Source organism: Thalassoglobus neptunius, assembly GCF_007859735.1.
GTDB classification, from domain to species: Bacteria; Planctomycetota; Planctomycetia; order Planctomycetales; family Planctomycetaceae; genus Thalassoglobus; species Thalassoglobus neptunius.
Genome location: NZ_SIHI01000012.1, coordinates 1 through 19,515 on the forward strand (window position 1 = coordinate 1; position 19,515 = coordinate 19,515).

Below are 19,515 nucleotides of genomic sequence, written 5' to 3' on the forward strand. Positions count from 1 at the left end.
CCGACCGGCCGGCGTCCGAGGTTTCGTTTTACTGCCGAAACGCTGGGTTGCTGAGAGAACGTTCAGTTGGCTAGGTCGCTGGCGACGCTTGAGTCGTGACTATGAACATCACACCAAATCGAGCGAACCCATGATCTATGTGGCTTCCATTGGTCGCATGCTCCGCCGCTTAGCTCCTTCACCCAACCAAGCTCCGTTCAAATACCGACTTACAGCATGAAGAGGATTCCGGATAGGCTCTTAGTTGTCGAATATCAGCACACGGCATATCGATGTCATTTAATTACGAGAGCGACTTAAAACATTGAGCTGGCGAAGACGCTCTTCAACATATTCAAGAGTTTCAACGTTTCCGGGAGATAATGATGGCGACGACAACAGAAGAACAAAGGGCTCACACAGATCTGAATGATGTGAACATCGACGATAAGACAGAGCAAGCCCCTGACCAAACCAAACCGCAGATATCGGGATGGAAAGGTGCCTCGAACGGAAAACTTGCCGCCGGACTTGGGTTCGGAATCATCTTTGGATTCCTGCTCCAGAAAGGAGGAGTTGCCAAATTCGACATCCTCATCGGAGCCCTTCTGCTGGAGAATTTTGTCGTCGTAAAAGTGATGCTTTCAGCCATTATCGTGGGAATGGTCGGAAGCTACTTCCTCAGACGAACGGGAGTCATCGAACGTCAGATTAATGAAACAAAATACGGAGCCAATATTACTGGAGGGCTCATCTTTGGTGTTGGCTTCGGACTTTTACCCTACTGCCCCGGAACTGACGCAGCTGCTGTCGGCCAAGGAAATCTCGATGCACTGGTTGGAATCGCTGGTCTTGTCCTTGGATCTTATATCTTCGCCCTGACATCCAAATTCACAGACGGAACGATCAGCCGCTGGGGAGAACGTGGAAAACTCACCATTCCCAATCTGTTGAAAGTCTCCGAAGGAGCTTTCATCGCAATCGCAGCTCCGTTCCTCATCGCCATTCTTGCGATGCTCGAACTCGCCGGGAAGTAGAACCGCTGACTTCACGATTGTTCTAAGTTTGGCCAATAGACTTTTGCCGGGAATGTTCCGTCTTTGGTGGTGACGGCGAGTTGTGTTCCGGGGGCTGCGAACTTTGTGCGAATGAGAGCGAGTGCGACCGAACGGCCGTCACCCAATGAAGCGACCGAGGAAATTCGTCCGACTTCTTTTTCTTCTGCCAGAACTGCACTGTCGACCGGAGTATCTTCATTCTCAATGAGAAGGCCGCGAAGCTCTTTGTTCGTGTGGCCCATGGCATCGAGTCGGGTAATCGGTTCCTGTCCGAGATAACAGCCTTTAGTGAAGCTGATTGCTCGGTCTGTTCGAGCTGCTTCCTGGGCGATGTTTGCATCACTCAGATCGCGACCGACCAGCGGAAAACCGGCAGTGATTCGAAGACGCTCAAATTCTTCGTCTGCCCCCTCTGACACTCCTCGCGCCTGTAACCTGGACTCAATTTCCTCGACTTGTTCCACTCCTCCCGCGATCCAGATCGATGGTTCTGCGAGCACATCGAGGGACGCAACTTGTGCCGAATTTTCTTGATCGTCGCTGCTGGTGAGAGTTGTCCAACGATTGGTGTCGAGATCGCTTTCCTCATCAATCGCCTGAAGTCCGTTCTCTCCAACGACGACGAGAAGTCGACTCGTGGCAGTGGCGTCATTGACCTCGGCATTCAGCCCCAACAGGTATTTCGTCAGATGCGGAACCAGCACCTCACCAGCACCCGGACCAGAGATCAGGCGGAGGGAATCGTCACTTGCGAGAACGATCACATGCGCAAGAATGCGTCCCTTGATATCAGGAACAAATGCTTCGCAGACGTCCCCTGAGCAAAGCTTGGAAATTTCGTTCGTACAGAAACTCTGAAGAAACGATTTGCAATCCGGTCCTGAGAGCAGAACCTGCGTCCAGCCTGAAAGGTTGAAGCACTTCAGAGGTTGAATTTTATTCACGTGTCACACTTTCCGGTCATTGCCCGCACAAGGTCGAACATCGTCATCGTTGCGGTCAATCGAGTTTGATCTCGCTTCAAGATTACGCAACAGGTGGCGTCCCATCAATGAGGCGTCGCAACAGAACCTCGCTGACGTGTCCTTTGAATCGCGTCTGTCCGTCGAATTGAATCACCGGAATCTCTTCACCCAGCCGCATCTTGAGATCTGCATCGAGATCGATATCCACCTCTGTTGTCGGCGGTAGCCACTGGCGATATCGAGCGAGGATCTCGGCTGCTTCGTCGCATAATGGACAGCCATCTCGCGTGTAAAGAACGACACTCCCGAATCGGCGACCGCCGTATTCCGGACTCCAGTTCGTGAGGGAATGCGAACGATTCCAAAGCAGCCAAATCCCGAGTGCCAGCCCTCCAACGAAACAGAACATCCAAAGTTGGGGGTGCTCTCGAAGCGGATAGCTCAGTGCTCCCGTAAATAGACCCGCCTGTGCCTGAATGACAAGCAACAGACCGAAGGCACTGCAAAGAACCAGGCAACTTGAAACAGCAACGGGAGTTCGATGAGGGGACATGGGAACGACGCAGGTTGATCAGAATCGCTCTCTCAGCCAGCAGACTGGTTTGCCCATGATTCCATGAGCGTTGCGATCAAGAACGAGATGAGGGAATTGACAGCAAAAGAATACGGAGTCGGGCCAACCTGTCCAGCCCGAAACCGGGAGGAAGGAGCCGTCGCTTTGGCAGCGATTGGGGTTGTCGCAAATTGCCAATTTGTTTATTCCACGTCGCAACGGCGTCCGCAATATCATGGAAGAGTGATGTCATGCAAGGCAAAGTGAGTCAAAGCACCTCCTGGCACCGAGACTGGCGAGGCCAAGTGTTGACCGGCGTCGCGACGCTGGGGCTGCTTCTGGGCTGCCTCTCTTATTTCGATCACATCACGATTCAGGGAGTCGTCCTGTTTTCCGTGGAGACAATTTTTGTCTTCGGCGGAAGCCTCATCGGGATGCTGCTCGTCCAGTCCGCACTCAATCAGCAACAATTCTTCACGGATGAACAGTTCGCGGAAATTCATTCCATTGAGAAATCTTCTCTTCCGGATTCTGCAGATCCGAGAACTTCAGAAGCGTCCGCCGAAGCCGATCCGTTCATCGAAATTCTTCGACGACGCAATTCTCAAAAGAGAGCTGCCTAAACGATTCCGATCGTTGTTCGAGACACTTCTGAATCGTGTCTTCGATCATTGCTGCGACTGTTCTTGCGATTCACTCAGAGATCAGCCAGTCACCAGATGAGACGGTGTGGCTCCGGTTAAAATCTCAGCGATGTGCATCACTTGAATCGGCTTCTTCTGTCGCCGCAGGAGCCCGTCCAAATGCATTAAGCAAGACATGTCCCCGGCCGTGATGATCTGTGCTCCGGCTTCTTCGTGATCGTGAATTCGGTCGTTGCCCATCATGCAGGAGACAGCTTCTTCGCTGACGGCAAACGTCCCTCCAAAACCGCAACACTCATCGATTCGCGAGAGTTCCACAAGCTCGATGCCCTCAACCTGCTCAAGGAGTTGCCGGGCTTTACTGAAACGATTCTGCATCAGTTCCGAAGCAGAGCCGAGTCGAAGTTCGCGGAGACCGTGACAACTGTTGTGAAGCCCCACACGATAGGGAAACTTCGCACTGATGTTCTCAACTTTCAGGACGTCGGTAAGAAACTCGGTCAACTCAAATGTGTTCTCTTGAACCTTCTTCAATCCAGCATCTTCCGGCGGGAAAAGGTCGCCATAGTGATGGGTGACCATCGCTGTACAGCTTCCAGATGGGCAGACGACATACTCGAAGTCGGCAAACATCGAGACGTACGACTTGGCGAGTGGCTTCGCCTGTTCGAGTAATCCAGTATTCGCCATCGGTTGACCACAGCAGGTCTGGCTCTCTGGATACTCGACTTCGCAACCAAACTGCTCCAACAACTCAACTGTCGCCAGCCCAACCTGTGGGAAGAACTGGTCGATGTAGCATGGAATGAAAAGTCCAACTCTCATGGAATCATTGATCTCGCTGAATTGAAAGCCATCGCGTCACACGATCGCACTGCCTCGTCCCTTCGCGTACGCGAATAATAGTCAGATGTATCAATGCGGGCGAGTGGGTCGCCGGATCAACTTTCCGGTTCTGTGTAAGCACTCAGATACCCGAACAGTTCGTCGAGCCCAGCCGTCAGCGGGAGAGGAGGAATTTCTTCTTGAATCACACGCGTCTCAAGCCTGAGACGCGGAAGAAATTCCGACTCTGAAACAGAAACCACACCCGGCCAGATCGATCGAGTTCGCCGCATCGAAGAGCACCAGACGCCATAGCAGCAGAGAATCCGACTGAGGGGAAACCTCCGAAACAATTCGTTGATCTCATTCGACTGATATTCATCCGGCCATTGCTGCAACACCAGGATGAAATTCGGATTCGACGAGTCGCTGTCCAGAAGATCTCGCAGCGTCGAGAAGTACACGGCACTCCGGGAGACAGCCAATGCTTCAGCAACGACCGACTCCATCGAGCGCGCATCACCGACGATTGCCGTCGATTCAATCATCGCGGCGTGAACTCCGTTCCCTGAGAGTCTGCAACTCTTCGACGAAATCATTCACATCCTGAAACGACCGATAGACGGAGGCAAACCGTACAAACGCCACCTGATCGACAAGCCGAAGCGCTTCGCAGACTTGCTCACCGATATACCGCGAGGGAACTTCTCGTTCGAACGTTTCGTAGACTGAGTGCTCGACGCGATCCAGAATCTGCTCGACCTGATCGGGGCTGACGGGGCGTTTGTAGCACGCCTTTTCAAGCCCGGAGCGTATTTTCTCACGATCGAAGGGAACGCGCGACCCATCTTTTTTGATCACCTTGAGTGGTGACTCTTCCATCTTCTCATAAGTCGTAAACCGACGTCCGCAAGCAAGGCATTCCCGCCGGCGGCGAATCACGAAATCCTGACTCCCGCGGGAGTCAACGACCTTGCTTTCTCCTTCACGGCAAAATGGGCAACGCATGGAAATTCTCGACTGATGTTCGTCTCAAATGGACGCGAAACCGATTCGTCTCTCCGGAGACATTTCAATTCACCGGCGACGGAATCAATAAATGATAGCTTATCGATCCCCAGGGAGTTGTCTGGGCCCAGAGCACTCGCCTGAGTTTGTCTACCTGTATGAAAAGTGTGTCGCTGGCGATCACTCGTTCGCGTTCGCCTCACCAAGAGATTAGCCGAAAGACGAAAGAATAAGAATCCGAGTTTTCACGATTCTCGATTCGTCGGTCCATCCTCTTTTCGAGACGGAATCCCCTGGACCTCATCGAGTTTCTTCTGAAGCTTCCGATGCATCTGTCGCTCTTGAGAATCAATCAACACAGCGACGATTTCACGAGTCCCCTGCCCGAGTATTTTCGCGAAGTCTCCTCCGAGAGGTCCCAACTTCTGCAGTCGAAACTTTTCGAGATCAAGGTCGACACGTTTCACCTCGGCATTGAGATGCAATTTCGGAAGCGGGGAATTCCAGTCGAACGAAGCTTGTGGAGAGATCGTGAGCACAACTTGGGCACGAACAACCGCATCCGCGATTGCGGTCCCGTTCACCCCTTTTACGCCGTAAACGTAGTGCGCGAACGTTGCCTCGCTTCGAACTTTCAATCGTGTCGAGATTAAGAAGCGGATGCCATCGTCGGAGGGAGATGACTCCTGTTGCTCGATTTCGAGAGAGAACGTCTCATCCGGTTTCACGAGATGAGCCTTGTACCGGCGACAAAACCCGTGCGGAACGGACTTCTTCCGTTTTGAGATCTTGAGTCCCCGAACTTTCAGCCCGTCGAAGCGATCGGTTTCCTTGTTCCAGTGCTTTTTGTCAACGACCTCTTCATCGGCGGCCTCGATGACAATGTCACGGATCAACCCAGAAAGCGTGGTCTCGTGGACGGTTCCTTCCGCCTGCGACTGAGGCAATTCCGGAAGCTGCGGCCCGTCAGGAACAAGCAACGGAGGCGGCCCGGCCCCGAGATGTTCTTCAGGGAAAAGAACGAAAACCAGAAATAGAAAAAGCGAGGAGGTTCCCCTCCTCGCAGATGGACTCAGCATGGATCCCTCCGTGGGCGAGTGCTGTTACTTGGCGTCCCACCACCATCGATTCTCAGGAAGATCAACAGCCTTCGCGTTTTCAGCTGTCGTGTCAAGAGAAGTTGTGTCCTGAGCAACCTGAGTTGAATCAAGGGCTGCCACGACATCGGCTCGAACTCCCCCTGCGACCTGCAGGACGATATCACGACCGTTGAAGACTTTGTGGTTGACGACCGATTCGGTTTGCCGAGGAACCGCATAAACTTCTGGCTGATACTCTCCTCCGGAAGCAAACACTCCACGATCCCAGCCAGCTTTGTGATCGAGTTCGTCCCGATCGATCAAAGCGGCGATGAGGGCGAGGTCGAAGATTCCCTGAAGATCAGCGAAAATCCGATCCTGCTGTGCAAGCTGAGAATAGTGCTCGGTGAAATTCTCAGCGAACTGTCGGTTCACTGGCTCAGATTGGCCAGTGCTGACTCGTTTTCCAGAATCGGCCAGAAACTGATTCTCAGACTGACATTTCACAGCTGAACCTGAAACCTGGTAAACGTCGTGATCTTCAGAATGGAGAACTGATTCGTACTGCATGCTCATCCACCAGCGAAGAGCATCGAGCCCACCGCTGACGAATTGTGGGTTCTCACGAAGGAGTTCGAAGTAGTCAGGGATCTCAGCTCCCCCTTCGAGTTCACCGATTCCGATGAGTTTCATTCGGTAGTCTGCTTCAACCAGAACCCGTGCGACGCGACTGTCGACAGGAACTCCGTAGACGGTGATGTCTTGAAGTCCGAGCAAATCTCGAATCTGCTGTGCCCAACGATTCACTCTCGAAGGAGAGAGTGAGCCTTGCTGCTGGCTTGCGGTCGCAAACTCTTGAACAGCTTTCAAGTTTTCCTGTCGTGGATCAATCGAGCAGCCAAAGATTCGTGTTCCGTCTTCGCTGAAGGTCCGGAGGACAGTCACGAAATCGTCGAGATGAAGAATCGGGCGGCCGGAATCTGTTCCGACAGCCATTCCGAATTCGTCGTATTGCCAGCCTTCAGCCGGTCCGCCGAGAACAATTTCGCCACTCTCAGGATACACGAAGACGTATTCAATCTTTGAAAGTCCAGCCAGACGCTTCATCGACTCAACGATCGGCTTTCCTTCTGCAAGTCGTTGAGCAACGGCTTTTTCCAGACGGGTGAGCGAAACCAGTCGAAGTGGTGCGCTCTGTGCCATGTCTTCGTTGAGAGCAGCCACTCGGGAAGTCACTCCCATTGCAGCCAAGTTCCCGGACAGGTCTTTGTGTGACGAGAGAGTCAGAACGCCATTCGGATCGACTCGCACTCCACTTTCGAAGAACTCAGGATCCGCTGCACCTTCACCTTGAACAGACTGCCAGGGGCCTTCGGTCTGATTGAGAATCAGATTGATCAACGCATCCGGGTCGGCTCCCGTTCCCCCTTGCAAGGCACTATCGAGTGCACTCTCGAGATTGGTGGCTCGATCGGAAACCATCTGGCTCGACGCATCGAGTTCACCGGCAGCAAGAAGCCCTGCTACGTCATTGGGTTCTGCGGCAGAGACCTGCGTCAGTGTCATGCACGTGAACGCCATCGCCGCGACAAGGACGCATTTCACCCGCATTGTGCGGTTGCGTCGATTCCACGTTTCCAAAATCATCATCTACGTCACTCCAACGGGGATGTTTGTCACGATAATCAATTAGATCAATGCCTGATGGCACTTTCATTAACTACGGAAGATGTGCTCTCGAATCCAGCCCAGTCGTAATCGTCCAGTCAATTGATTTGCTACCGAATCCAAATTTCGAGTGACGACGCTGGAGTCTCAGATCTAGGATCGTCTGACGCGGGTTGAGCGTCAAGAACTTTCGTTGAAATGTTCCTGATCTCCGAAACCTCACTCGTCGATGGCAAAAGAATAAGAACAGTCGCTACAACACTGAGAGAAAATTCTTAAGTTCTCTTGGCCGTGCCGGTTCTGACAGTTCTTCCGGATCTCCGACGAGAACGCATTTCATCGGCGTTTGTCACGGTCGATTCCCATCTCTTCTTCAGCCAACAACACTCTTTTTCGCTTTTATGCCAGAACTTCCCGAAGTCGAAACAATGGTCCGAGGAATCCGGCAAACAGTTGTCGAAAGCCGCATTCTGCAATTCAATGCGTGCCCCAATTCTTGTCGACCAATGACACTCTCGCCACCGATTGAAGAGTTCTCGGAAAACATTGAGCAATCGACAATTGTCAACGTGTGGAGAAAAGCCAAACGGGTCGTCATCGATCTTGATAGCGAATGTCATATTGTCTTCGAACCAAGAATGACCGGCCTCGTGCTGCTGGAAGATCCGCCCTCTGTGGAGCACCTTCGGTTTCAGTTCCAGTTGTCGAACAAGCGACAGCGAAAATCCCTCTTCATTTGGGATCGCCGCGGCTTGGGAACGCTACGCCTGTACACACCCGACCAATTTGAACACGATCTCGGCCCGAACTTGCTGGGGACGGATGCCCTCGAAATTTCCGTCCCGGAATTCACTCAAAAGCTGAAAGCGACCCAACGCCCCATCAAAGTCGCACTTCTCGACCAACGCCTGGTTGCCGGGGTTGGGAATCTTTACGCGAGCGAAATCCTTCACGAGGCCGCTGTGAATCCCGAAAAGATCAGCTCGACACTTTCCAACCAGCGAATATTGAGAATTCACACCGCGATGAATCGGATTCTCAACGAAGCAATCGCTTATGAAGGATCAACCCTCAACGACGGAACCTATCGAAATGCCCTGAACAAAGATGGGGGATATCAGAACAAACACCAAGTGTACGCCCGAGAAGGGGAAATGTGCCATTCCTGCCAGCGCACGACGATTACTCGAATCGTTCAGGCACAACGAGCAACGTTTTACTGTCGTCGGTGCCAACGCCGTTGAAACTGGTCGAACAAACATCGCCTTCCAACCGAACGCACGCCTCGTTGAAGTGAATCGCGAGGGACATCTTCAAGAATCGAATTCGGGAGCGATGTTCTCAATCCCGTTGATTATTGGTTCGTTGCTTCACTGGAGCGCTGTCCCCAATTCACTGACATCAATCAAAAAACTCCTCGACCAGAGATTCTGATCGAGGAGTTTCATGTTACGTCTGAACAGATCGTTGCCTGACCTCAGCAACTTAGTGCTTCGACCAAAGCAAACCTTTGTAGTGGCAATGTTGTTTCGAGGGGAGAAACTCTATGCATCGCCATACGGTCGAGAAAGCTGCGAAACGTCTCTTCTCGACCAGGCTTCAAACAGTTGAAGGCCAACGATCAGTGAAGATCACTCACAATCAACGATTTCTTCACGATCGACCGGACCGACTCAGCGATTAAAGGCTGAATCCCTTCTGTCGGTAGACGTATCCACCAGCCATCATCAAGGCTCCGAATGCGAAGAGAGCCATTGTTCCAGGTTCTGGAACGCTGTTCAGATCTGCGTTTCCGAAGTCGAGATCATCGAATCCGATGTTCGCTTCTCCGTTGAACGCAACGGTCAGTTCGTCAAACGTTCCAGTTGTGTTGATCACACCGAAGAACTGGGAATTTCCAGCACCGACAGCAACTGAAGATGCCACTTCGCCACCGATGGCGATTGTTCCGCCAACGTTGCTGGTGAGATCAACGCCGAAAGCATTGATTGGGCTGTCGAAATTGAATGACAGAACACTGTTTCCGTCATCGGCAAATGTTCCAGCAAGATTTCCTTCAGTGTTTGCACCACCGAGACCCAGGAATCCGAGCATTGCTGCATCGGATGCCATGATCGAGTTCGTCAATCCGCCAGTTTCACTCATCGAGAAACCAACGCGGTTCACGCTGTCACCAGTCACGAACCCATCTTCGAAGCTATCAGTTGTGATTCCACCGGCAATCGCAGCATCAAATGCTGCCCGATCAGTGAAGATGATGAAACCAGCTTCACTTTGATTGCAGAAACCAGCTCCGACAAACGCTGCAAACAGGGCAGCAAAACCAAAACGACGCAACATAACTTTCTCCATTCTTAAATCTTTTGTGTTTCGACTTAGCAGCTAAACCTGTATTGACTTAGCCGCTTGACTCACTTGTGCCACGCGACTCTTTTAAAGGACGCTCTCCACAACACTCAACTACTTTTCAGTCAGATTTTGCAGATTATCCGGATTACAACGACTAGCCTTTAACAGCATAAAAAACGGGAAAACCAACAAATCTGAACCAAACATTTCACTTGATGAACAAGCGCTAAGATTTGTTATCACCCTGATAAACAGTGGTAACATCTCGGGCGCATTCTGCTAAATGATCGATACAATCGGAGTTTCCGATACAACCGGAACTCAACTTCAAACTTTTGGTTAAAGTTCCACCTCATCAACCGCGCGTAACGGGAGCGCAAAGGCTCAGTACGTACGTGTTGACTGAAAGACCCACTTAGGGATTCGGTCCTGACGAGGACTCAGATTCAGTCTTCACCAACGATGTCTGCTGAATCGCTGGAGTCCGAATCGAAAAGTGCAGTCGCACCATTCAAAAGGTGCCTGTTCGGAAGATTGCAGAAAACCTCATCCAGATTGCTCAAATTCTGCTTGCCTTTTCCTTAGTGACGCGGTGATCGGAATCCGTTTGCCGAACCTGCGTTCTCAAAGGGGTGACTTCTTCTCCATCCTTAGAAGAAGACCTTTCGAGAGAACCGACAACACCGTTTCAATCGCTCAGAATGATGTGGGAGAGTTCTGAGACATGTTGTGTCGTCCGTTCTTCGATCTTGAAGCGGTTTCGCATCAGAGCCACAAAGAATGAAAACTCTTCGATGGCTGGGTTTGATGCAAAAGCGTTTCATTGCGAGATGGAGACGCACAAGTCATGCCACACGACGATCGCAGATGGGCCGAATCAGCGCAGAATGACTTAAACGCCGTGTAGAATTCCACTTGTGCTCAGTTTCAGAAGAAAGAGGCACGCGCAACCGCTGTTGACCGCGCGCGACACACTCGATGTCTTTTGTAATCAAGTCGATCAGCGCGACTGATTCTGAGAAGGAATTGCAATCCCTCAAGAACCCATCATGCTCCACACATGGGACGAATAGAAAGAGAAATCCGCCTCTGCCGCGTGCGATTCCTCAACTTCCTGATCGGAATCCGCCTCTCTAATCTCCGCCCGGATGCTTGAATCGCATGCCAAGTCAAAATGCCCCCAAGGCCCGGAGTTCTCGGGGTTTCCTCGCAATTCCGCAAAAAAACACTCAAGAGATCCTCAGAACAAGTTGAGGCGGTGAACGGGATCTCTCCCGCACCGCCTCAACGTAATTAACCGCACAGATGACCGTTTCGCCCAAAGTGGCTTCCGCGATTTTGCAGAATCAAACGCAGCACTCACAAGAAGACTTGAGTGCCTGGAAGCCACGCAAACGTTATTAGGCTTTCGATTCGAAGTCTTTCATGAATCGAACGAGCTCGACGACTCCTTCCTCAGGGAACGCATTGTAGATACTCGCTCGCATCCCGCCGACGCTGCGGTGTCCCTTCAGCCCGTCAAAACCGGCAGCAGTCGCTGCTTCGATGAACTTCTTATCCGTCAATTCGTTACCTGTCACAAAGGTGACATTCATCATCGACTGGCTGTCAGAATCGGCTGTCGCACTGAAAAGCTCGCTTGTTTTCAGATAATCGTAAAGGATGGAAGCCTTCTTCTCGTTGCTGCGCCCCATCTCTTCGAGACCGCCATTCTTCAGAATCCACTGAAACACGAGCCCCATGATGAAAATGCCAAAGGTCGGCGGGGTGTTGTAGCACGAGTCGTTTTCGGCAAATGTCCGGTACTGAAGCATTTCCGGGATCTCGGTATTTGCCTGCTCGACGAGATCATTGCGGACGATGACGAGAGTGACCCCGGATGGCCCAAGGTTCTTCTGAGCCCCGGCGTACACCATTCCGTATTTGCGAATGTCGAGGGGCCGGGAGAAAATGTCGCTGCTGGCGTCGCAAATCAGTGGAACTCCATGCGGAACAGAAGGTTCCGTCGCGAACTGCGTCCCGAAGATGGTGTTGTTGGAGGTCATGTGAACATACTTGGGAGCCTCCGAGTAGTTCGTCTCCGTCGGGATGTAGCAGAAATTGCGATCTTCACTCGAAGCCGCCTTGTGAGCGGTTCCGAAGCGTTTAACTTGAGCGACGGCTTTCTTGGACCATGATCCGGTCACCAGATAATCCGCAGTGTCGTCTGAAGACAGCAGATTCATGGGGATGGTGAAGAACTGCGACGATGCTCCTCCCTGCATGAACAAAACTTGATAATCATCAGGAATTTGAGCAACTTTTCTGCAATCGGCGATGGTCTGAGCGAGAACACCGCTAAACGCCTTCCCGCGATGCGAATGCTCCATGATTCCGATTCCCGTGCCCTGGAAGTTCAGAAGGCTTTCACGAGCCTCTTCAAGCACCTCAACAGGAAGAATCGCAGGACCGGCGGAGAAATTGAAAATTCGCTCTGACATTTCGGACTCGTTCGATGTTTTTGAAAACTGTACGCGGACGAGATTTTCGTTCACGCCCGGCGTTGTCGAGAAGAATCAGCAAAAATTCTCCGACGCCGAAGATTGTGGTTTAACGAATCGGAGGGTGCAGACTCAATCCTCCGGGGATTCGAATCCAGAGACTGAGAAAGGCGGGCAGCTTCTCAATCCTTCGTGAACGCACTCTAACTGACTGAGATGACAATCAATTCACCGAGTCAGTTCGCGTGCGAGCCCTTTTGTGTGAAAACTGACCCCAAAAGGCTCTTCCCAGTCACTATTGAAATCTCGAGTGGCGAAATTCGCGAGACGGATTCCCCAGAGTCGATCTGCGTTTTACCGAGACACGTTCGCCACCCCCCCTCCGAGTTTATCGTCGGAAGCACGACGCAGAACCATTGCAGTTCGTGAGATCCCATTCAACGAATCGCTGTTCCGATCGACCGTTTTCAGTTGCAACCGGTTCTTTCCGAGAAGAGTCGCCTGAAACTGATATCGCCCTGACTCCCCTTTTCGGATCACATCCAGGACGAGATTCGGCGAGCCAGCAGAATTCTGTGCCTGCCGGTTTTCTCCCAGGAACTGGTATCGCCCAATAGCCATTCCCGCCGAACTGTTCCAAGCGACCGAGCGATCTGGACGGAAGCGAATTGTCATTTCGCCTGAGTACCAGCGACCGATGAGCAACTCTTCCGATGACTTGGCACATCCACAAAGGGTCAGTGCCAAAGTTACCGCGAAAACCGACCGACTCATCCACACGATCAGGCTCTGACGTTCGGAATTGCTCGAATGTCTCATCATGAAATTCACTCTCTCGGACTTTCGTCCAGAAATCATCTAAACCCGCTTGCTGAGACTGCAGCTGGCAATCTCCACTCGTCATTCGAAGAGATGACCAAAGACGTCCATCGTTTTACGTGCGGCGGCCCCGAGTCATCTCCTGATATCTGCAGACTTGTCTTCCTTATCGAATTCACAACGGCACGAAATCGATTCCTGTTTCGAAAAATGCCAAGGGTTTACGCCGATCTGTGCTTCTTACCATTCACTGAAGAGACAGTTGTTAACCCCGGTTCACAATTGAGTCCAACAGGAAACAGAGAACGCGGGAATTTCACGTTTCGCTGAACGAGAGAAAAGTGCAGTGCAGACGGCTGAACGGATTCCTGTGAGTCAGCGAAACACGACAACAGACAATCCCAGCAACTGCGAGTGTCTTACTTGAGTCAATTCTCCCCACACGTCAGCGAATTCGAAAGGTTCACCAGATCTTGAACGAGCAAGCGCTTCAATCACTTTCCCAACAGCCAGTCACCGAGTTCTCTTCGTTTCAAGTCTCAACGCGAGTCAGTTCGGATTGGGAATTGCACTTCCTGACCGCTTGAGCCATCGCATCCTGGTCATGAATCAGCGCCGATCATTCGAGTAGCTATCAGAACCAGTTCGAAACAAATCCGAGAAACAAACTCGTCGAAGCCATCGGAATCGGATCAACACGCCATGAAACAACTCACATCGCTTAGAAATGTCGTTGCGAAGAAGAAGTCGAAGAAGTCTCTTCGCGGGACAATCTTTGTTGAATACGTTCTTCTGCTCACAATCGTCGGAATTGGTGTACTCGTCGGGCTGGCGTGCATCCGAACAGCACTCGTCAATGAGTTGATTGATCTTGCGAATGCGATCGAAGCCATTAACTGCTGAAGCTGGTGAATGCTTGCAGAGAACTTCCGCAGGAAGGTGCATCAACCGCAATGAGAATATGGCATTCAGACCAGAATCTGCTCAAACCTTCCGCGTCGATGCGATCGGGATCGGTGACGCTTGAGTTCATTGTGTCTGTCCCGATTGTCTTCATCCTGCTCCTCGGAATCGTCACTTTCTGGTTCTATTGCCTTGCTCAATTTGCAGCAACGTCGTCGCTGATCGAAGGGACACGACAGGCAACGCTCGTTCAATCGAGCGGACTGGTTTTCGATTCTGTCGGCGCGGAGAACGATCGCGTTGACACGATCGTGGCAACTCTCAACGAACAACTCAGAGTTCATCGCCTTGAGATCGCCGATGAGGCCAACGGGTTCACCGATCACTCTGATCTCGCAAATGTGACCATCGTCGTGGAGTTTTTTCAGCAAACTCCCATCGTTCGCCCGGTCGATGCTCAATTCGTCCCGGAGCGGACAACTCCTCCCCCTGCCGATGCCAACGATGTTGTGATCACACTCGGGTTTTATCTCACAGAAAACAATGACTCGATCAAGTCGTGCGGACCAGTTCCGAACTGGTTGGCTCCCATCGGATTTGACCTCGAGGGAAGTCATTTTCAGATGACAACCCGTGGTCGTCTTGAATAATTACGTCACCGGATACTTGATCCGATTCCGTCGTTTTCGTGGAGGGTGATCGAAATCAAGTGTGACTGTCGAGAATAAAACCGTCGCGGACATTTTCTGGTTTGGAAGGAATGCATGCATGGAAGAGGTCTTTCAACGGTTCTTCGAGTGGTTTCTCAGATTCCTCTTCGTCTCGGCAGTCATTCTTTTCGCCACCCTTCTCGCTGCTCGATTCTTAAGAAGCCGTCGCTCGAAATCCGACTCGGCATCGGATCAAACCGAAACTTCACGTATCTCGTCCGACAAGGCGAATTCCACATGACGATGTTCTTCACGATCATGGCCCTCTCAATCGTTATCACAGCGACGATCTGGGACTTTCGGGAGAGACGAATCCCCAACTGGCTCACGCTGCCGGCCATTCCGCTCGGCGTTCTGTGCCAAACTCTGATGTTCGGATGGGCGGGGACACAATCTTCACTCCTGGGCTTCGCCATTGGATTCGGCCTGTTCTTTCTCCTCTTTGCGACAGGAGGCAGCGGAGGCGGAGACGTGAAGCTGATGGGCGGACTCGGGACATGGCTCGGAGCGCAAACGATCATCTCCGTGATTGTGATGTCGGCAGTCGTTGTTCTCTTCCTGTTGATTGTGAGCCTTCTCCGCAGAATCACGGACCCGTCGCGTAAGAAAGAGCCACACACGGTCGCATTCGCGCCACCTGTCTGCGTCGCACTGTTGCTGATTCTCGTTGCAAAGATGTGAGCCGAATGACGCAATCGATTGAGAAGCCTGACCGACAGCAACCGCCGAAAGTGTCGCGGAATAAGAGGCATTGGCCGAGACTCTTCGGGCTGTTCATCGCGCTTCTGATCTTCTTGATGAGTGGGAATTCCTCATCGTGTCAGGCGCAATCGCGTTTCTCCACACGGTCCCGCACAGCGGCTTATCATCCCACATCAACGCAGCTTCCCACCGAAGTCCCCAAGCTGACTCGAAACGCGATTACTCCGAGCATGCTGCCGGATCGCCTGGAACAAACCAGCCTGTCCGCGTGTTCGCGGGGACTGATGTCCGTCAGCGACTTCCTTTTTTATCAATCTCTGGCGAGAGACGCTCGATTGTGTCACCAGAACTGCTCACGAAGCGATGAGCAACTCGTTTGGCGACATTACCAGTCGCAGATTCGCGAAATCGCCGCTGCCCTCAACACTGCTTCCGGTTTGTCTGGACGATCCAACTTCGAACAAGAATCCTGTGCTGTCCGCTTCGCAATTGCCGAGTCCGCTGTTCGTCTTGCGCAACTTACGGACGACTCTGCCCGTATCAGTGCTGCGCGTCAATGGGAAATCAGCGAGGCAGAGCAGTTGGTTTCTGCCGTTCGGAGGAACATGAATTTCGGATTGGCGAGTCCCTTCGAACTCGCATCTGCGGAAGCGAGGTTCGCGAAATCCCGTCAACAGCCGCTTGATGAGCAACTCAAACCATGGAAGAGATACCTTGCCTGGCAAGCGGCTTCTCCAGTCGCTGATCAATCGGAACCAATCGACGCTTCCTCAACCGCTCGACTCTCGATGGATGAACTCGTCTTAGAGAACGCTCTCGAATCGGAGGACGTCGCGGACATCAACCGCATTTGTACGACCGCTTGCAAAGTGGCAGAGGAGCAGTTTTCTGAAGTCCTGAACTCCGGAACTCAAGTCCGCCACACGTTGCCACAATTACTCCGCTCTCTGGTTCTCCGAGATCAATTGCTGCGAATACAGGAACAATTACCGGTCGATTCCACGAACTGTGACCGGAAGAGTTTTGATGCTGACTGGTCGACTCTCAACGCGATCGCTGGATCGACGGTCGATCGACGCGGGCGGGTTGAGGCGGATTACATCGCTGTCGAACTGTGCAATGTCAGCTTCTCTTCTCCCACCCAATAATTGAATAACAATTGCTCCCTCGATGACTTCCGCAATGGCAACCGAAACGGAACTGATGGCAATGTGGGTCATTCGGGACAACCTTACTCGTTGTGCCGGTTAAAGCGCTCATTCGACATTCAGCAGAAGAGCACACGTTTCCAGTCATGACGGCCGATCACATCTTTAGCGGTTTTGACAAGGCGATCTCGAAACTCTTGTGCGAGCGGTCGCACAAACAGATCGGGAACCGGTTCTCAATTTCGACCTTCCGTGCGAACAACGACTGTTCAGGCCAGCCATGCGAATTAGTTCGACCTATTGCCTTCCCCTGATGCTCTTTGCTTGTTTCATCTCCACGGAGTTGTTCGGTGAGGAACTGGCGCCTCTTCCGCCCAGCCCTGAGCTGAATGATGACTTCGAATCAACCCAACCACTTGTTCCAGCCCCGGTGCTCATACCTTCTGCACCGATTTCCGCGCCGTTGGATACGAACCAGGAAATTCACTCAGAAGAGCTGTTTTCTTCTCACACGAGTGACGATCCCGTTCTGACTCCGGAAGTCGAAGCTGTTGAAGTTCCATATTCTCCCGGTGCAACCTGTTGCGATGGGTTTGCCATCCCGTATCGCTGCTGTTGCTGCGGACACGAATGCTGCACAATGCCCGGCATTCACAAGCGGAAAGCGAACGGGAAACTGAAATGGTGTCGCGTCTGGACGACCGGTGATATGTACCCGCACTATGCATATAAACCGGAACATCACGGGTACTATTATTTTCGTCCCTACAATTATGTCACCGTCCTTGAGCAACAAGAGATCGGTGTGCGACTCGGCGAGAATCGCAATCATCCCTACTCGATAGAGGTATTCGACCGGATCTATGGGGAATGGTACGCCGATGCTTCCCCCTCCGCGCCTCTCTCTGAAACCGATTGGCTCCCGGATTCGGACCAACTTCCCAATCTCGAAGAACTTCTCTACGGCGAGTAGCTTTCGAACTGATTGTTCGGAATTGGAAGGGTGAATTCTTCGCAATTCCCGCAAGTCACATTCGATTCGCTCTTTCGGCGACATAGTGTTGTCAGACTCAAAAAGTCCACAACGCCTTTTCTGTCACCGAGTGACTCATGAATCGATTGTTCTACTGTTGGCCCCTGCTCTGGATCTTTGGATGCGGCGGAGAATTCTCCGATCATTCATTGGCACCGGTCGCGCAACAGTCAGTCGCAGACAGAATCGATGTGTCTTACCGGGAAGACGCACAAGCTGCATTCGGCGACTCATATCCAGTCGCAGCTTCACAAGAGACGACTCCCCAGCCAACTGAAGCGAGTCGAGGTGGTTTCATCAACAGCCTGAAGAGTCTCGTCGAAGGCAGTCCGGTCTATGAAGACGAAGACGTTCGAGACGGTCTCATCCAGCGACTCGAACAGGCAGAACAAGATCTTCGAGACATCCGCGCCTCGGATCGCCGAGCGATTGCAAACGCCAGTCGACAAATTCGGATTGGACGCGCACAACACAGCCCGAATCTGGTTCTGGTCACACTTCCGACGCTTCACTTTTCGGAGTTGGAGCGGATGCCGCGACTGGCAGGGATCCGAAACAGCGGAATGCTGCTGACTGACTGCTATGTCTCGGCAGCAAATTACTCAGTCGCAAGGTCGGAACTGCTTACCGGTCGATTCTCGGCCAACAGCTCCGCTTATCAAAACGAAATGAACCTTGCCGAAACGATCTGGCAATCGGGATACGAAACATCATTGATCGGTGTTTGGCCATTCGAAAGCCATCCATTGGAATCGGGGTTTGATCAGTGGACCGGCTTTGCATCTCCTAACGGTTTGATCCCCGAGTTCCCGGAGGCACTCTTCACTCAGCTGACCCGAGCAGAGATTATCTCCAACCGAAGAGATGGAAACGATGGCCAAGAGAGAATCAACGGAATTCAAATCCTGACCGATGAAGCTGTCGCGTTCTTCAATCAACAGAAGAACTCCGCACGTCCCCTATTCGTTCACATCGCCCTGCCGACTCTCGAAGGACTCGAGCGCGATGAGATGCTGATCGAATACAACTCGTCGATTGGCGAGATCGTCGATTCGCTCAATGAAACGGGCTTTTCCGGGAAGACATGCCTTATCGTGACGGGAATGACTTCCAACCGTGAAGATATGGAAGACGAATTCGAATCCGTTGGGACATTGACATCGTCTGCGAGTGGGCTGAACGAGGGGAATCTTCGAACACCGATGATTGTGTTCTGGGGAACAGCCGTCGCTCGCGGCTCAGTTAATTCTTCGCCCTGCTCCGTCGTCGATCTGCTTCCGACGCTTGCTGAAATTGGTGTTGCGAAACGACGTCCAAACGGACTCTCCGGACAGTCTCTCCTCCCGGCACTTCGCAACGAGACGATCGGAGCACAGCGACTCTTCTACTGGCGAAACTCCGATGGCGGACAGGCAGCCCGACGAGGGCCATGGAAAGTGATCGTTCCTGCCGGAGAGAATCAGATGATGTTGTTTCACCTCCCGGATGATCCCGCAGAAGTGGTTGATGTTTCGGCAGAGTACCCGAGTATTCTGAAACAGTTCCTTGCTCCGCCAGCTCAACAGGAACTCGTGGAAGAGCTGTTTTAAGAG

Annotated in this window: 21 protein-coding genes; 11 read left to right on the forward strand and 10 right to left on the reverse strand. The window is 52.1% G+C overall.

The genetic code is table 11. The annotated features are described in order from the left end of the window. Both KOR42_RS16295 and KOR42_RS16300 read left to right on the forward strand, forming a co-directional pair. On the forward strand, positions 1-220 hold a 220-nt coding region (locus KOR42_RS16295; protein ID WP_146510906.1), incomplete at its 5' end, for a transposase. 145 nt (positions 221-365) lie between these two features. Further along, entirely contained in the window at positions 366-1,016 is a 651-nt protein-coding gene (locus tag KOR42_RS16300; protein WP_146510907.1) for a YeeE/YedE thiosulfate transporter family protein, read from the forward strand. An 11-nt stretch (positions 1,017-1,027) separates the two neighbouring features. Here KOR42_RS16300 and ygfZ read toward each other — a convergent pair whose 3' ends face one another. Both ygfZ and KOR42_RS16310 read right to left on the reverse strand, forming a co-directional pair. Continuing rightward, entirely contained in the window at positions 1,028-1,981 is a 954-nt protein-coding gene (gene ygfZ, locus KOR42_RS16305; protein ID WP_146510908.1) for a CAF17-like 4Fe-4S cluster assembly/insertion protein YgfZ, read from the reverse strand. An 82-nt stretch (positions 1,982-2,063) separates the two neighbouring features. Continuing rightward, positions 2,064-2,555, reverse strand: a complete 492-nt coding sequence (locus KOR42_RS16310; RefSeq protein WP_146510909.1) for a glutaredoxin family protein — start codon at positions 2,553-2,555, stop codon at positions 2,064-2,066. A gap of 251 nt (positions 2,556-2,806) precedes the next feature. On the opposite strand from KOR42_RS16310, the gene KOR42_RS16315 reads away from it, so the two are divergent. Next, a complete protein-coding gene (locus KOR42_RS16315; protein WP_146510910.1) occupies positions 2,807-3,178 on the forward strand; it encodes a hypothetical protein in 372 nt (123 codons plus the stop codon). An 81-nt stretch (positions 3,179-3,259) separates the two neighbouring features. Here the strand turns inward: KOR42_RS16315 and KOR42_RS16320 are convergent, their stop codons facing one another. The 5 genes from KOR42_RS16320 to KOR42_RS16340 form a co-directional block, all read right to left on the reverse strand. Further along, on the reverse strand, positions 3,260-4,024 hold the full coding sequence (locus tag KOR42_RS16320; RefSeq protein WP_146510911.1) for a (Fe-S)-binding protein: 765 nt from the start codon (positions 4,022-4,024) through the stop codon (positions 3,260-3,262). 116 nt (positions 4,025-4,140) lie between these two features. Next, the gene (locus KOR42_RS16325; protein ID WP_146510912.1) at positions 4,141-4,572 is read right to left on the reverse strand and encodes an RNA-binding protein; all 432 of its coding nucleotides are present in this window, start codon (positions 4,570-4,572) and stop codon (positions 4,141-4,143) included. After that, positions 4,565-5,032: a transcriptional regulator NrdR gene (gene nrdR / locus KOR42_RS16330; RefSeq protein ID WP_146510913.1), complete on the reverse strand. Its 468-nt coding sequence runs from the start codon at positions 5,030-5,032 to the stop codon at positions 4,565-4,567. Before nrdR ends, KOR42_RS16325 begins: the two co-directional genes overlap by 8 nt. A 245-nt stretch (positions 5,033-5,277) precedes the next feature. Beyond that, positions 5,278-6,111 carry a hypothetical protein gene (locus tag KOR42_RS16335; protein ID WP_146510914.1) on the reverse strand — a complete coding sequence of 278 codons (834 nt, stop codon included), beginning with the start codon at positions 6,109-6,111 and terminating at the stop codon, positions 5,278-5,280. Between the two features lie 24 nt (positions 6,112-6,135). Continuing rightward, entirely contained in the window at positions 6,136-7,761 is a 1,626-nt protein-coding gene (locus tag KOR42_RS16340) for a DUF1598 domain-containing protein (RefSeq protein ID WP_146510915.1), read from the reverse strand. 419 nt (positions 7,762-8,180) lie between these two features. Here KOR42_RS16340 and mutM point away from each other — a divergent pair, with 419 nt between their 5' ends. Both mutM and KOR42_RS26765 read left to right on the forward strand, forming a co-directional pair. Then, positions 8,181-9,023, forward strand: a complete 843-nt coding sequence (gene mutM / locus KOR42_RS16345) for a DNA-formamidopyrimidine glycosylase (protein ID WP_146510916.1) — start codon at positions 8,181-8,183, stop codon at positions 9,021-9,023. A gap of 302 nt (positions 9,024-9,325) precedes the next feature. Then, positions 9,326-9,463, forward strand: coding sequence for a hypothetical protein (locus tag KOR42_RS26765; protein ID WP_197441270.1), 138 nt, complete (start codon positions 9,326-9,328; stop codon positions 9,461-9,463). On the opposite strand, the gene KOR42_RS16350 is transcribed toward KOR42_RS26765, so the two are convergent. From KOR42_RS16350 to KOR42_RS16360, 3 genes are all read right to left on the reverse strand, one after another. After that, positions 9,460-10,119, reverse strand: a complete 660-nt coding sequence (locus KOR42_RS16350) for a PEP-CTERM sorting domain-containing protein (protein ID WP_197441271.1) — start codon at positions 10,117-10,119, stop codon at positions 9,460-9,462. The two genes, KOR42_RS26765 and KOR42_RS16350, sit on opposite strands and share 4 nt — an antisense overlap. A gap of 1,409 nt (positions 10,120-11,528) precedes the next feature. Then, positions 11,529-12,608 carry a 3-phosphoserine/phosphohydroxythreonine transaminase gene (serC, locus tag KOR42_RS16355; RefSeq protein WP_146510918.1) on the reverse strand — a complete coding sequence of 360 codons (1,080 nt, stop codon included), beginning with the start codon at positions 12,606-12,608 and terminating at the stop codon, positions 11,529-11,531. Between the two features lie 354 nt (positions 12,609-12,962). Then, entirely contained in the window at positions 12,963-13,430 is a 468-nt protein-coding gene (locus KOR42_RS16360) for a hypothetical protein (protein ID WP_146510919.1), read from the reverse strand. Between the two features lie 699 nt (positions 13,431-14,129). On the opposite strand from KOR42_RS16360, the gene KOR42_RS16365 reads away from it, so the two are divergent. The 6 genes from KOR42_RS16365 (at position 14,130) to KOR42_RS16390 (ending at position 19,512) form a co-directional block, all read left to right on the forward strand. Then, the gene (locus KOR42_RS16365; protein ID WP_146510920.1) at positions 14,130-14,330 is read left to right on the forward strand and encodes a hypothetical protein; all 201 of its coding nucleotides are present in this window, start codon (positions 14,130-14,132) and stop codon (positions 14,328-14,330) included. Positions 14,331-14,380: 50 nt separating this feature from the next. After that, positions 14,381-14,980 (forward strand): TadE family protein, encoded by a 600-nt coding sequence (locus KOR42_RS16370; RefSeq protein ID WP_146510921.1) that lies wholly within the window; start codon positions 14,381-14,383, stop codon positions 14,978-14,980. A gap of 297 nt (positions 14,981-15,277) precedes the next feature. Then, positions 15,278-15,721, forward strand: coding sequence for an A24 family peptidase (locus KOR42_RS16375; RefSeq protein WP_197441272.1), 444 nt, complete (start codon positions 15,278-15,280; stop codon positions 15,719-15,721). Positions 15,722-15,726: 5 nt separating this feature from the next. Continuing rightward, on the forward strand, positions 15,727-16,890 hold the full coding sequence (locus KOR42_RS16380; protein ID WP_146510923.1) for a hypothetical protein: 1,164 nt from the start codon (positions 15,727-15,729) through the stop codon (positions 16,888-16,890). Positions 16,891-17,170: 280 nt separating this feature from the next. Continuing rightward, the gene (locus KOR42_RS16385) at positions 17,171-17,863 is read left to right on the forward strand and encodes a hypothetical protein (RefSeq protein WP_146510924.1); all 693 of its coding nucleotides are present in this window, start codon (positions 17,171-17,173) and stop codon (positions 17,861-17,863) included. A 137-nt stretch (positions 17,864-18,000) separates the two neighbouring features. Beyond that, entirely contained in the window at positions 18,001-19,512 is a 1,512-nt protein-coding gene (locus tag KOR42_RS16390; RefSeq protein WP_146510925.1) for a sulfatase-like hydrolase/transferase, read from the forward strand. The last annotated feature ends 3 nt before the right edge of the window (positions 19,513-19,515 follow it).